Origin of the sequence: Paenibacillus sp. cl141a (genome assembly GCF_900109305.1) — a bacterium.
GTDB lineage: Bacteria > Bacillota > Bacilli > Paenibacillales > Paenibacillaceae > Paenibacillus_AQ > Paenibacillus_AQ lautus_A.
In genome coordinates this window covers 126,792-139,746 of sequence record NZ_FNZO01000008.1, presented here as the reverse complement: position 1 = coordinate 139,746, position 12,955 = coordinate 126,792, and the positions used below count along the sequence as shown (strand labels likewise).

The following is a 12,955-nucleotide window of genomic DNA, read 5'->3' as shown; positions in this document are numbered from 1 at the left end:
AGGGGGATCTCATGCGAACTACTAGATCGGTCAGTGAAGTCCTGTTTGATTCTGCGAATGTCATTCTATTGTGTTTGTTATCGATCATAACGTTATATCCGTTTCTCTACGTATTGTTTGCTTCGATCAGCACGCCGGCCGAATTCGTTCAGCACCGGGGCATCCTGCTGTGGCCCAAGGGCTTCTCGCTGGACTCCTATCGTATGGTATTCGAGAACCCGAATATCATACGAAGTTATCTGAACACGATATTTTATGTGGTCGTCGGCACGACGCTGAACATTCTGATGACGGCTCTCGGAGCCTATGGTTTATCCAGGAAAAACGTGATGTGGAAAGGCGCCATCATGATGCTGATCGTGATGACGATGTTTTTTGACGGCGGGCTCATCCCGAAATACCTGCTCGTGAAAAATATGGGTCTGCTTGATACGTACTGGGCATTGATTATTCCAAGCGCCATGACGACATGGAACTTGATTATTATGCGAACGGCATTTCAAGGGGTGCCCGATGCGCTCGAGGAATCCGCGCGGATCGACGGAGCCACCGACTGGACCATTCTGTTCCGGATCATCATCCCGTTATCGCTGCCGGTCATTGCGGTCATGGTGCTCTTTTACGGGGTGTGGCATTGGAATAAATGGTTTGATGCCCTCATCTATTTAAGGGATCGGGACTTGTTTCCGCTGCAGTTGATCCTGCGCGAGATTCTGATCCAGAACGATACCAGCAGCATGATGACCTCGGTAGGAGGGGGGGATCGGATGCCGGTTGGCGAAACGATTAAGTATGCAACGATTATGGTGGCGACGCTGCCGATCTTGTTTCTGTATCCGTTCTTGCAGAAATATTTCGTGAAGGGCGTCATGATCGGCGCCATCAAAGAATAGGAGGTATGTGAACCATGTGGGAACAGGCCATCATGGATGCGGTAGAAAAGACCAAGAGGAACATCGGTTTATTTCCGATGAAATTCCCTCACATCACGGCGGAGAAGCGATACGAGTGGGGAGAAAGCAATGACTGGATTGAAGGATTCTACACCGGAATGATCTGGCTGTGTTATGAATATACGAAAGACCCGCTGTTTAAGGATACGGCAATCGCTCAATTGGAGGATTACAAGGCGCGGCTGGAGGAAAAGCGGCATCTGGATCATCATGATATCGGATTTCTGTACCTGCCCTCCGCATTGGCTGCGTGGATTGTGGATGAACATGAAGAGGGCAAGCAGCTGGCCCTAAAAGCAGCAGACCATCTGATGCTGCGCTGGCGGGAAGAAGGCCAGTATATTCAGGCCTGGGGCCGGAAGGGCGACGAGAAGAACGGCGGCCGCATTATCATCGACTGCATGATGAACATACCGCTGCTGTTTTGGGCGTATGACCAAACTGGCGACGAACGCTACAATCGCGTGGCCGTCGCGCACGCGGAGAAGAGCCGCCGTTATTTAATGCGAGGGGATGATTCTTCGTACCATACCTTCTACTTCCTGCCGTCGGACGGGAAGCCCATCGGCGGTGGGACGCACCAAGGATATCACGACGGCTCCACCTGGACGCGCGGGCAAGCATGGGCCATCTACGGATTTGCGCTTTCCTACCGTTATACCCGAGATCCGAAATATTTGGATACCGCCGTGCGAGCCGCCCGCTATTTTATCGAGCATTTGCCGGAAGACCATGTCGCCTATTGGGATTTTGACGTTCCGATCGAAGCGGGTACGCCTCGCGACAGTTCCGCTTCCGCCATCGCCGCATGCGGGATGCTGGAGATCTTGGAACACCTGGAAGAGGAAGATGGCAATAAAGGGCTATTGACAGACGCCGTCGAGAAGTCCATGATCTCCCTAGTAAACCGTTATTCCACCATCGGTGAAGCTGCCGAGGAAGGCTTGATCAAGCATGGTTCCTATTATGTCAGAGGCGGGATGGGACCGGACGATTACATGATCTGGGGGGATTATTATTATCTCGAGGCCTTGCTGCGACTGACCAAAGGGATACCTGGCTATTGGTACGAGAGAGGATAGTAGAACCGAATCCGTGAACTATAACGGGGATGCCGCAATCTGTGCGGCGTTCCCTTTTTTGTGTAAAATAGGATAGGATCATTGTTCACAATATACTCATTAGCATTGAGAGAACGTCTTTGTTATGATGGGGAAGATTCAAATTTAAGATAAATGGTTTGGAGGAGATAGGCATGTTGAAACATGTGAAAACTTCGGTTCTGCTGACCTTGGGTCTGCTGCTTGTACTGGTGTTCCCGACAGCAACGTGGGCGCATTCCAAGCTGGAATCCAGTACGCCCGCGGCAGACGCCAAGATCACGGAAAGCGTGAAGGAAGTCAATCTGTCATTCAATGAAAATATCGATGAAAACTTAAGCACCCTCAAGGTGAAGAATGCGCAAGGCGAAGAGGTAGAAGTATCGGAAATCAAGGTTAACCAGAACACCATGGCCGGAACGCTGGCAGCACCGCTTCCATCCAGTTCTTACACGGTGGAATGGAAGATCGTTGGGGGAGATGGACATCCCGTTGACGGAACGTATGCTTTCGAAGTTGATGCTCCGGAGACTTCTGCCGATACCGAAGAAACGCCTGCGGATACAGGAAATACACCGGATGAAACAGCACCGGCGGATGATACAGCCGCAGACAACGCAGACAACGCAGATCAGACGGCGGACCCGAATCAGCAGGCGGAGAATACGCCGGTTAATGACACATCCGAAGGAAACGGGTCGACGGTGTGGATCGTGATTATCGTCATCGTGGCCGTTGTCGCAGGATACTTTGGAATTAAAGCATCCCGGAAAAGAAAGTAATGTCTTATTATTGGTTAAGCGAGCCGTTTTTATATTTAGCATACGCCATTCTGGCCGGGATCACGGTGCTGTCCCTGGTACCGAAGGCTTATAAGCCGGACATTTCGGTTCCGGCCTGGCTCGGGCCAGCGGCGGGGGCGGCCATCATCCTATTCGGATTTGTGCCGTTGCTGCAAATCATCATGTTCTTCAAGGATGATATCGGATTCTGGCAGTCCTTTAACAGCATCATGTTCAAATTCAGCGAGGGCGAGCGTTATGCCTGGATACTGGTTCTTTCGATCCTAATGGCGGTACTGACCCTGATCGTCCGCCGAAAACCCGGCTCTCCCTTACGCTGGCTTATGCCCGCTGTTATGTTGGGTATTGCCGTCGCCATGTCATCGTTCAACCACGCTGCATCCCTGTTTGACGGCGTTGGTCAGCTTGCTTTCTTCGGCCATTTCACGGCGATGGCCATATGGACGGGAACGCTGCTGCTTACGGGATGGTACAGCACGGAACATGATCGCTGGATTGCGTTTCTCCGATGGTTCCATCCATTAGCCATCGCCTGCGTCATCCTTGTCATCGGATCGGGTCTGTTCCTGATGACGGCCGTGACGCCGGAACCCGTAAACAGCTGGACGTTATCCTACGGTCAGGCCCTGCTGGTCAAGCATATACTTATTCTGCCGCTGCTGGTGTTCGCGTTCGTTAACGGTTATCTCGTCAAGCGCAAGCTGCGCAGGGATATAAGCTATCGACCTGCGGCATGGGCACGAAGCGAAGGAATCCTGATCTGGCTGATTTTTATCGTCACTGGTTACATGAACCAGCAGCCGGCGCCGCACGAGGTCGTGGATACATTGGCGTCATATGGCCCTGCAGCAACGTTTGTTTGGTTCCATCCCGGATTTACGATCGGTGAATTGGCCTTTACGTGGAGCTGGATCGGGATACTCTGCCTGTGCCTTGGGCTTGGTCTCCTCTGGAATGTCGTGAACGTATTTCGCAGGAACCGGGCAGCAGCCGTTGGGCTGTTAAGCGGGATAGGCGCCGTTGTGCTGATTTATTGCGGCCTGATGTTCTCGGTTACCGCCGTTTAATTTGTTTTTATGTGAAAGGTCCTTGCTGTTTAGTCAGCAGGGCCTTTTTTTGGTATGGGAGCAATGATAGATGGCTGGATAAAGGTGATATACTTGGGTTGAAGATCGAACATGCACCGACTCTTGAACTGGGGGAAGTTATGATATGGAAAAAGTGAAATTTATTCGCTTAGCATCTCCTACTGATGCATCCGTACTGGCCATGCTTTCTTTATTTGCTGGAGAATTCGGTCATTTATCCATGATGCCGGGTTTCGGAGCGATATTGACCCGGCGTGAGTCCTGTGCTTCGCTTGAATACCGAATTGAAGGAATGCATGTCCTTGTAACCGACCCTTTCGGCGATCATACTGATTTTGTCTGTCGTGGTTCGCAGCAGCTCGCGGCTCATTCGAATGCGTACGGTCTGCAGATAATGATGCCAGCTCTGGCCTGTATATCTGCGGAACAATCGCTGAAGATGGCGTTCGCTGAAGCCGCTGTTCTGCGCAAGACGCGTCAGCGTGAGCTCATGCATGTAGTGTCCCTCCACGTATTGAAGGACATCATGAAAAGAGGGAGGCGAAGGCTCCGAGCTCTTAGGCAACGATTGCTCGATGGCCCGGCTGAACTCAATAATCAACTGTAACAGCAGCGTATGCAAATAGACGGCTGAGCCGCTAATTTGAATGGCATATTGTTCATAGAGGGAGACGAACAGCTTCTCGAAACGGTCATGCTGATCCGTAATAACGCGGTACCCAAGCGAGCCGTCTTCCATCTGTTTCAATAAGGAGGCTGTCTTCGAATCGGAAGCAAAGGCAATCAGTTTCGGCAGGAGTTTAACGGAGAATATGCAATTGTTCACGATGAGCGGATTCCCGTTCGAAGAGGTAGGCCGAAAGACGTGAGGCATTCCGAGCGGTATATAGAACATATGACCTTTGCGAACCCGCTGCACCGAGCTCTCCATGTGATGGAAGCCTTCTCCCTCTGCAATATACGCAATTTCCAGAAAATCATGGTTATGGTAAGACCCCGAAAAATTCTCCGCGTTACGATTTACATACATCAGGGTGTCATCCCGAAAAAAATAATCTCCGTAATAGGTTTCCATCGGTCGTTTCATCCTGCTTGCTCCTTTTCATTGATCGAGGATGGATGTCTGTTCTACCACATTAAATTGTCCGTTATCCCCATTATCCTGCTTGTAAGTTCACTTATAATAATAGTTGAAACAGGTACAGAAATGAAAGCGTATATCAAGCCAAGCGGCTAATTCAAACGGATTGTTGAAGCAGCCTTCTTGAAGTGAACGGAGGAATGGGCATGTTCAGCGTAACGGATGTACGATGCGAATATCTTCATCAACCGATAGGTATCGGAGAGCGAAAGCCGCGCATCAGTTGGAGGTTAGCCTCGGACGAAAGAGCCGTCAGCCAAACCGCTTATGAGATTGAGGTTTCCAACGAGAAGGAATTTGCCAAGCCCTGCTGGACATCAGGGAAAACAGCCTCGTCGCAGTCGGTTCATGTGGAATTAACGGGGCTGAGCGCAACATCATGTAAGCGCTATTTCTATCGCGTGCGTGCCTGGAACCAGGCCGGGGAATTGACGGAATGGTCCGACACGGCCTACTGGGAGACAGGAAAACTGGAAGGGGAGCCATGGGTCGGACAATGGATATCTGCACCACGATCCTTGCTGCCTGTTGAAGCCGGTCACCTCCCGCTGCTCCGCAAGAGCTTCAGCTTAAAGTCGCCCATTACGAAAGCAAGAATATATGTTACGGCGCTGGGCCTTTATGAACTTGAGCTTAACGGACAGAGAGTAGGAGACTGTTATTTCACGCCAGGCTGGACGAGTTACGATCATACGATTCAGACGCAGACCTATGACGTGACCGAGATGCTGAAATCAGGCCAAAACGCGATCGGCGCTTGGCTCGGTAACGGTTGGTACAAGGGACAGCTGGGCTGGGAGAATCGGCACGCGATTTATGGAGATCGATTAGCGCTTTTGCTGGAGCTGCATATCACGTATGCTGACGGCAGCGAAGAAGTGATGGCAACCGATTCAAGCTGGCAGTCGGCCAAAGGCCCGATCACCATGTCGGAGCTATACCATGGCGAAACCTATGATGCGCGGCTCGAACTGGACGGTTTCAGTTCGGCAGGTTATAACTCCGATGATTGGCATGGCGTGGAAACGATCGACCAAGGTTACGACAAGCTGAAGCCCCAGATCAACGAACCCGTGAGAGCCGTTCAAACGGTTCGGCCCGTGGAATATCTGACCACGCCCAAAGGTGAAACCGTCATCGACTTCGGGCAGAATTTGGTAGGCTGGGTCCGTTTTAGCGTGTCCGGTGCGGAGGGCACAACGGTGACGTTGCAGCATGCGGAAATCCTGGATGCTGAAGGCAACTTTTATACGGAGAATCTCCGAACCGCTAAACAAACGATTCAATACACGTTAAAAGGCGGCGGGAAGGAAATCCATGAACCTCATTTTACGTTTCAAGGCTTCCGATACGTGCGTTTAGACGGTTTCACGGAAGAGCAGCTGGACCTCCGGCATTTCGAAGCGGTCGTGCTCCATTCGGATTTCCAAGAAACCGGAACTTTTCAATGCTCGGATCCCATGGTGAATCAATTGCAGAGCAACATTCGATGGGGACTAAAGGGGAATTTCCTCGACGTGCCCACGGATTGCCCGCAGCGTGACGAGCGGCTTGGCTGGACCGGCGATGCGCAGATGTTCATCGGGACGGCGGCCTATCTTGCCAACGTGGCACCTTTCTTCACGAAGTGGCTGTCGGACCTGGCCGCGGAACAGCGCGATGACGGAGCGGTTCCGTTCGTTGTTCCGCATGTGCTCGGCGATGAAGCCTATGCTTCGGCCGCATGGGGAGATGCAGCGGTCATTTGCCCATGGACGGTGTATGTCAATTTTGGCGATCGACGGATATTGGAGCGTCAATATGAGAGCATGAAGCGCTGGGTCTCCTACATTCAAGCTCAAGGGGAGCACGAATATCTGTGGAATACCGGCTTCCATTTCGGCGATTGGCTGGGACTGGACGCGAAATCCGGGGACTATGTTGGGGCTACGGAACGGGACTTCATCGCTTCGGCGTTTTATGGTTATTCGGTGGAACTGCTTAGGAAAACCGCGGTCGTATTGGGACGAGAACAAGACGCTGCCTTGTATGCCGAGCTAAAAGAAAAGGTTGCCGTAGCATTCCGTAAGGAATTCGTGACCCTGTCCGGAAGGCTCGCGGCATCGACTCAGACCGCGCATGTGCTTGCGCTTATGTTCGGGCTGCTGGATGAGGCGGCGGAAAACCGCGCGGCGGATCGTCTTTATGCATTGCTGGAGGAGAGCCGCTTTCATTTAACGACCGGTTTTGTGGGCACGCCTTATATTAATCATGTGTTAAGCCGGTACGGCATGCATGATGCGGCGTATAAGCTGTTGCTGCAGCAGGACTATCCTTCATGGCTGTATCCGGTAACGAAAGGCGCCACGACGATATGGGAGCATTGGGACGGCATCAAGCAAGACGGCAGCTTCTGGAGCCGCGACATGAATTCATTCAATCATTATGCATACGGAGCCATTGGCGAATGGCTGTATCGTTCGGTTGCCGGCATACAGACCGTGGAGGATGCGCCGGGTTATAAACTTATCCGGATTGCGCCTGTACCGGGCGAAGGCCTGACATGGGCGGAAGGCAAAATCGATACGATGTATGGAACCGTCCGGTCATGCTGGCGGATGGAAGATGATGGCGAGTTTCAGCTGGAAGTGTGCATTCCGCCTAATACGACTGCTGAAATTTGTCTGCCGGGTGTTTTTGACGTTTCAAACGTTAAGGAAGGCAGCACGCTCCCTCTAAACGAAGCAAAGGGGATCCATTCTGCGGTTGATGGCGAAGCGGGTGTTGTGATTCAAGCGGGATCGGGGGAGTATACGTTCCGTTATGTATACAACAATCCTAAAGCGAAGTAAGGCATGATAGCAGGAGACTAAAGTTCTTTACCGCGATGGACGCGGTAAAGAACTTTTTTTCGTATCCAGGCACATTTATGGGCGAATGCACATACGATACAAAGTGATCTTAAGGAAGCGAGGGGAACTCTGTGGCAGTCATCAAAACGAATTCGAGTGATGTGGATCTTCTGGCAAGATTGATCCGCGCAGAGGCAGAAGGTGAAGGCGAGCAGGGTATGCTCATGGTCGGGAATGTCGGCGTGAACCGGATACTGGGCAACTGCCTGGATTTTCAAAACATCCGCAACATGAACGATATGGTTTTTCAGAACCCGGGCGGTTTTGAAGCAACACAAAAGGGCTATTTTTATCAACGGGCCAGGGATCGGGATCGTCGGCTTGCCCAAAGAGTGATCAATGGGGAGCGGATATGGCCGGCCAGCAACGCGCTGTGGTTTTTCCGTCCGGCCGGGGATTGCCCGGCAACCTGGTACAATCAGCAGAACACAGGCCGATTCAAAGCACATTGTTTCTTTACCCCGACATATGCCGACTGTCCGACAGTCTTTTGATTCACGTTACTCAACCGCTTAGGCGGGAGATATACATTAAAGGAGGAAATTACTTATGTACAATCAAGGTGTGCCGCCTGTGAACTTCATGAATGGAATCCGTTATCCGGGAGTGCCGAACCGCGGGACGGCTGGTTATACGGCGAACGTTCCACCGCAGGTGCCTAGCGGAAGCCCGATGACTCCAGGAGGCACCGTAGTTCCGGCACCGCCGCAATTCGAACAATCTTACGTGGAGAATATTCTTCGGCTGAACCTCGGCAAACAGGGAACCTTTTACATGACGTATGAAAATAATTCGCAGTGGAATGCCAAAGTGTTCACAGGCGTGATCGAAGCCGCCGGACGGGATCATATTATCATCAGCGAACGGTCGACAGGACGCCGTATCATCCTGCTTATGGTAAACCTGGATTATGTCGTGTTCGACGAGCCGCTTCATTATCAATATCCGGGCGTTATCGGAAACCCGCCTCCAACGGCTAGATAAATCGATTCGCATATGCATAATAACCTTCGTTTACTTAGGCGTAGACGGGGGTTATTTCATTTGGCCTTGGCAGAATATTCAATGGCATGCGTTTTTCTAACGCCACTGCGCGCGGCCGCATCGTATTATTTTAACATTCTGAATGTTTATTATTCATAGAATCGTTCAATTCATCGGAAAACGAGTGTTAAGGGCTGAGAATCAAATTAAAGCTCATAACAACGATGATTAATGTCATAAGACAACGTTTGACTGTGTATCGTAGTACTATATAATTACTTATATAGCTTGATAAGTCGGAATAAGACAAGGAGATGAGACCATTGGGAAGTTGATGCGTAGTCCGAACACGCTGTTATGCTTGATGGCACCACACATTTTTAATAACCGAAGGAGGTGTTCCTATTCGTCATAGCATGCTGTATGGCGGGTAGGAGATCGATTGAGTGACCCCTTACCGAGTTTGATAAGTTTAACCTTGGTATTGATTCTCGTCCTATTAAACGGATTTTTTGTATCGGCTGAATTGGCTTTTGTTAAAGTGAAGAGCAGCCGGATTGACGCTCTGGTCGAAGAAGGACATAGACGTGCACAATTTGCGCAGAACATACTGAAGAACCTGGACGGATATATATCCGCTTGCCAGTTTGGGATTACCATCGTGTCCATCGGCCTTGGCTGGATCGGCGAGAGAACGATTTCCGCCATGATTACGCCTTGGTTCAACGGAATAGGATGGAGCAACACAGCCGTTCATGCGGTGTCCTTGGTAGTAGCCTTCATCTTGATCGCACTCATGCATATCGTATTCGGTGCATTAGCGCCTAAGACGGTGGCCGTACGCAAGGCGGAACAAATCACGCTGCTGTCCGCAGGCCCGCTGCGGGTATTTTACACCATCATGTTCCCGTTTATCTGGTTTGCCAATGGGCTTTCCAATAACGTTCTCCGCATATTCCGGATGAAGCCGGTGGTTGAACGCAATGTTCATACAGAAGAAGAACTGCGGGATATGATGAAAGAGAGCAGCGAGAGCGGATTGATGGATAGCACGGAGATGACACTGGTAGACAACATTTTTGAATTTGCCGATACGACGGCAAGGGAGATCATGATCCCCCGTACAGAAATGATCTGCTTATACAACAATCTTTCATTGGAAGAAAATCTGAAGATTGCAAGCGAGGGCATGCGAACCCGTTATCCGATCTGCGACGAAGACAAGGATCATATCATTGGCTTTATTCACATTAAAGATCTGATGCGCGGCTTCGCTGGCGACCAGCTTTCCCTGATTCGCCCGATCATTGCTGTTCCTGAGTCGATCAAGATCAGCGAACTGCTGCGAAGAATGCAGCGGAGCAAGACGCAAATCGCCATTCTTATCGATGAATACGGCGGTACCTCGGGCCTCGTGACCCTGGAGGACATCATGGAAGAAATCGTCGGTGAAATTCAAGACGAGTTTGACGAAGAGCGTCCTGGCATTGAAAAGGTGGGGGAGGATGAATACTCCATTGATGGATTGATGCTGATCGATGAAATCAATGACCAATTTGGTCTGAATGTGGATACAGAAGATTACGATACCATCGGTGGATGGCTGTCTGCGCGCCTGGAGGTGCTGCTTCCGCACAAAGGCCAGTCTGTTATATACGAAGACTGTCGATTTGTGATTGAGGAGACCGAGAATAAACGCATATCCCGGATACGCCTGATCAGGCAAGAGCAGCAGCTGATACAGGAAGAAGCGGGCGCTTAAACTGGATATTAGAAGAAGCAACGACATTAAATGTCGTTGCTTCTTTTTATTTGCAGAAAAGTTTCAAAAATTATATCAAACCGTGAAAAATTAGAAACTTTTACGCTGACACGGCGTGTTAAAATATGGATGTTCCTATCATATTGAAAGAAAGGTGATATTATGTCGAAAGTACGCAGTCCAAAACGTATAGCTTCAGCACTTGCAGTCAACGTTTTATTAAGTTTATCCCTGGCAGGAGGGGCTTACGCGGACTCCGCTGCAGACATTGCACCCGGTGCTTTAACGACTCCGCCTCCGGTTGAAATGAATTTGAATTCTTCCAACAGCCTCCTAGCGAATAAATATTTGATCAACTACTATTCTACGATTAGCAAGGCAAGCGGCACCCAAGTGAGCATCAACGGATTTACGGGCGCTGGACAAGCCGTGGATAGCATCGGCATTAATTATGTTCTACAGCGCTGGACAGGGTCGGCTTGGGTGGATGCTGGCAGTGCATATGAAAATGGATCCAACAAGCTTTCGCTTAGCGGGACCAAAAATTTCAACGTTCAGGCAGGCTACTATTACCGTGGCAAAACCATTCATTGGATTAATGAGAACGGTACATATGAGGAAGGCACTTATTATACGAACTCGATATTAGTAGAGCAGTAATTTCGATAGGTTATCAAAGAAGGACACTTTATGCAAGTGTCCTTCTTTGTGTGTGCAGGTATGGTTTTAGTGTATGCTGTTGGCGATTTTAATGAATTCTTCTCTAGAGAACAATCCGCTGATATTCACCAATATTTTGTCATTGTCATGCAAAAAGCGGAGGTTGGTTTCAGTCAGGTAGGCTACGGCTCCGGATTTCAGCTTCAGCGTCTCGGTAACCTTTCCTCCAAGGCCGATGGACCGTTCAGCCGTCATGTCGATTAAATCGATGTAGAATACCTTCTCATCCGCATTCTTGTAGTGAAGATGAAGATCCAGGATCGGTGCGCTTTCGCTTTCCGCGATTCCCGTCGCCTCATGGAACTCAAAGCCTGGCGGGATATAGCCGATTTCGGGTATCTTGAATAATACGCGCTTTTGCGATTCGATTAAGGATTCGTCGGAATCCGTAAAGGGAACGTCTTCGGTTTCCACCAATTCAGCGGGCGGAACTTGATCGGCGTTATCTGGCGCAGGGCTTATCTCCGGCGGAGGCGCAGTAAGGGCCTTGCTGGGATCGACGGGCTCTTTCTTGCCGAATATCTGGCCCGTAATGCCATTGCCCCAATCCACGATCTGCTGATAGATTGGTGATACGGCTTGCGTGACGGCAGGCTGGGAGAACACGAATGCACCGAATGCCATGGAAGCTGCGATAACACCGGCCAACTGAAAGCTGCGGCGTCGCTGTTTCCGTTTGTTAAGTTTCTCGACCTGCAGCTTGACTTGCTGCCAGGATTGTCGCTTGGATTCGTTGTCAGTAGGGAGTGAGGAACGTGAAGCTGCACGATCAAAGGCTTCATCAAAGGCCTCGTCAAACCAATCATCGTATTTTTCGTTGCTCATCCAATTCACCCCACTCTCTATACAGCATTTTCTTAACGGATTCCCTGGCCCGGAACAAACGCTGCTTCACGATCTCTTCGCGAGTATTCAGCAGATCCGCGATTTCCCTGTAGGTCAGGCTGTGCTTCCAACGATACTCAATCAATAGCTTGTATTCAGGCTTCAATTGGTCGAGGTACTGCCCGATCGACTCCTCCAGCAAATTCGATTCCACCTGGTGTTCGACGTTCGTGGAAGAAACTACCACGTCCTCTTCATTAATAAAAACACTATCGACATCCACTTGGTTACGGTATTTTTTATTTTTTCTTAAATAATTCATGGTTGAGTTTTTGGCGACGACACGGAGCCATCCCCGCATCTTGCTTTCCGTTTCGAACTTCGGCTTGCTTGTGATCACTTTGATAAAGGACTCCTGAATGATATCCTCAACAGCAGCATGATCCCGTACGACATACAGTATTTGCCCATAAACGAGGTCATAGAATTCATAATAGATTTCTTCCTGAATAGGTTCGCTCAAATCAGCGAAATCTGCTGCAAGGAGGAGCTGTAATCGGTTGGACACGCGATAATCCCCTCTCTGGTGTAACCATCCTATTTCTCTCATCATTTTACAACATATCGGGTAAAAAAGCCCTACAAATTCTAGTAACAGCCGACTCTGGAGACCGTAGGCATCCCGGCT

The 12,955-nt window shown here is 50.1% G+C and carries 12 protein-coding genes; 9 read left to right on the top strand and 3 right to left on the bottom strand.

The features are described 5' to 3' along the window. The first annotated feature begins 11 nt into the window (after window positions 1-11). The 4 genes from BMX45_RS21070 (at window position 12) to BMX45_RS21055 (ending at window position 3,923) form a co-directional block, all read left to right on the top strand. Window positions 12-893: a carbohydrate ABC transporter permease gene (locus BMX45_RS21070; protein ID WP_036665327.1), complete on the top strand. Its 882-nt coding sequence runs from the start codon at window positions 12-14 to the stop codon at window positions 891-893. 14 nt (window positions 894-907) lie between these two features. After that, window positions 908-2,035, top strand: coding sequence for a glycoside hydrolase family 88 protein (locus BMX45_RS21065; RefSeq protein WP_090911535.1), 1,128 nt, complete (start codon window positions 908-910; stop codon window positions 2,033-2,035). Between the two features lie 173 nt (window positions 2,036-2,208). Next, window positions 2,209-2,835, top strand: coding sequence for a copper resistance CopC family protein (locus BMX45_RS21060; RefSeq protein ID WP_090911533.1), 627 nt, complete (start codon window positions 2,209-2,211; stop codon window positions 2,833-2,835). Then, window positions 2,835-3,923, top strand: a complete 1,089-nt coding sequence (locus BMX45_RS21055; RefSeq protein ID WP_090911531.1) for a copper resistance D family protein — start codon at window positions 2,835-2,837, stop codon at window positions 3,921-3,923. Before BMX45_RS21060 ends, BMX45_RS21055 begins: the two co-directional genes overlap by 1 nt. A 235-nt stretch (window positions 3,924-4,158) precedes the next feature. Here the strand turns inward: BMX45_RS21055 and BMX45_RS21050 are convergent, their stop codons facing one another. Continuing rightward, window positions 4,159-5,031, bottom strand: a complete 873-nt coding sequence (locus BMX45_RS21050) for an AraC family transcriptional regulator (RefSeq protein WP_090911529.1) — start codon at window positions 5,029-5,031, stop codon at window positions 4,159-4,161. Between the two features lie 200 nt (window positions 5,032-5,231). Here BMX45_RS21050 and BMX45_RS21045 point away from each other — a divergent pair, with 200 nt between their 5' ends. The 5 genes from BMX45_RS21045 (at window position 5,232) to BMX45_RS21025 (ending at window position 11,382) form a co-directional block, all read left to right on the top strand. Beyond that, window positions 5,232-7,916, top strand: a complete 2,685-nt coding sequence (locus tag BMX45_RS21045) for a glycoside hydrolase family 78 protein (RefSeq protein WP_090911527.1) — start codon at window positions 5,232-5,234, stop codon at window positions 7,914-7,916. 131 nt (window positions 7,917-8,047) lie between these two features. Next, window positions 8,048-8,470: a cell wall hydrolase gene (locus tag BMX45_RS21040; protein WP_090911525.1), complete on the top strand. Its 423-nt coding sequence runs from the start codon at window positions 8,048-8,050 to the stop codon at window positions 8,468-8,470. Between the two features lie 55 nt (window positions 8,471-8,525). Continuing rightward, window positions 8,526-8,960 carry a spore coat protein GerQ gene (gene gerQ, locus BMX45_RS21035; RefSeq protein ID WP_090911523.1) on the top strand — a complete coding sequence of 145 codons (435 nt, stop codon included), beginning with the start codon at window positions 8,526-8,528 and terminating at the stop codon, window positions 8,958-8,960. 442 nt (window positions 8,961-9,402) lie between these two features. Continuing rightward, window positions 9,403-10,722: a hemolysin family protein gene (locus BMX45_RS21030; RefSeq protein WP_090911521.1), complete on the top strand. Its 1,320-nt coding sequence runs from the start codon at window positions 9,403-9,405 to the stop codon at window positions 10,720-10,722. A 162-nt stretch (window positions 10,723-10,884) separates the two neighbouring features. Next, complete coding sequence (locus BMX45_RS21025) at window positions 10,885-11,382, top strand: hypothetical protein (RefSeq protein ID WP_090911519.1); 498 nt, start codon at window positions 10,885-10,887, stop codon at window positions 11,380-11,382. 66 nt (window positions 11,383-11,448) lie between these two features. On the opposite strand, the gene BMX45_RS21020 is transcribed toward BMX45_RS21025, so the two are convergent. Further along, window positions 11,449-12,267, bottom strand: a complete 819-nt coding sequence (locus tag BMX45_RS21020) for a DUF4367 domain-containing protein (protein WP_090911518.1) — start codon at window positions 12,265-12,267, stop codon at window positions 11,449-11,451. Next, the gene (locus BMX45_RS21015) at window positions 12,245-12,835 is read right to left on the bottom strand and encodes an RNA polymerase sigma factor (protein ID WP_090911769.1); all 591 of its coding nucleotides are present in this window, start codon (window positions 12,833-12,835) and stop codon (window positions 12,245-12,247) included. The genes BMX45_RS21020 and BMX45_RS21015 overlap by 23 nt, the downstream gene beginning before the upstream one ends. Window positions 12,836-12,955: the final 120 nt, after the last annotated feature.

Bases quoted from the DNA above. Each gene is read 5' to 3' on its own strand.
- BMX45_RS21025 (WP_090911519.1), top strand. From the start codon at position 10,885: ATGTCGAAAGTACGCAGTCCAAAACGTATAGCTTCAGCACTTGCAGTC.
- BMX45_RS21020 (WP_090911518.1), bottom strand. From the start codon at position 12,267: ATGAGCAACGAAAAATACGATGATTGGTTTGACGAGGCCTTTGATGAA.
- BMX45_RS21055 (WP_090911531.1), top strand. From the start codon at position 2,835: ATGTCTTATTATTGGTTAAGCGAGCCGTTTTTATATTTAGCATACGCC.
- gerQ (WP_090911523.1), top strand. From the start codon at position 8,526: ATGTACAATCAAGGTGTGCCGCCTGTGAACTTCATGAATGGAATCCGT.
- BMX45_RS21065 (WP_090911535.1), top strand. From the start codon at position 908: ATGTGGGAACAGGCCATCATGGATGCGGTAGAAAAGACCAAGAGGAAC.
- BMX45_RS21060 (WP_090911533.1), top strand. From the start codon at position 2,209: ATGTTGAAACATGTGAAAACTTCGGTTCTGCTGACCTTGGGTCTGCTG.
- BMX45_RS21070 (WP_036665327.1), top strand. From the start codon at position 12: ATGCGAACTACTAGATCGGTCAGTGAAGTCCTGTTTGATTCTGCGAAT.
- BMX45_RS21045 (WP_090911527.1), top strand. From the start codon at position 5,232: ATGTTCAGCGTAACGGATGTACGATGCGAATATCTTCATCAACCGATA.
- BMX45_RS21050 (WP_090911529.1), bottom strand. From the start codon at position 5,031: ATGAAACGACCGATGGAAACCTATTACGGAGATTATTTTTTTCGGGAT.